We start from the raw sequence: 439 nt of genomic DNA, 5'->3' as shown, positions 1-439 counted from the left end.
GGGAACTCCAGGGAGACTGCCGGTGATAAACCGGAGGAAGGTGGGGACGACGTCAAGTCATCATGGCCCTTACGAGTAGGGCTACACACGTGCTACAATGGCGCATACAGAGGGCGGCCAACTTGCGAGAGTGAGCGAATCCCAAAAAGTGCGTCGTAGTCCGGATTGGAGTCTGCAACTCGACTCCATGAAGTCGGAATCGCTAGTAATCGTGGATCAGAATGCCACGGTGAATACGTTCCCGGGCCTTGTACACACCGCCCGTCACACCATGGGAGTGGGCTGCAAAAGAAGTGGGTAGTTTAACCTTCGGGGGGACGCTCACCACTTTGTGGTTCATGACTGGGGTGAAGTCGTAACAAGGTAGCGCTAGGGGAACCTGGCGCTGGATCACCTCCTTATACGATGATTATTGCGATGAGTGTTCACACAGATTGAT

The 439-nt window shown here is 54.2% G+C and carries 1 rRNA gene; it reads left to right on the top strand.

The annotated features are described in order from the left end of the window. Window positions 1-401: ribosomal RNA gene (locus tag OH458_RS22010) — 16S ribosomal RNA — on the top strand; the annotation flags it as partial. Window positions 402-439: the final 38 nt, after the last annotated feature.

Origin of the sequence: Vibrio sp. MarTm2 (genome assembly GCF_027587055.1) — a bacterium.
Taxonomy (GTDB): domain Bacteria; phylum Pseudomonadota; class Gammaproteobacteria; order Enterobacterales; family Vibrionaceae; genus Vibrio; species Vibrio sinaloensis_D.
This window is presented reverse-complemented; position numbering and strand designations above follow the sequence as displayed.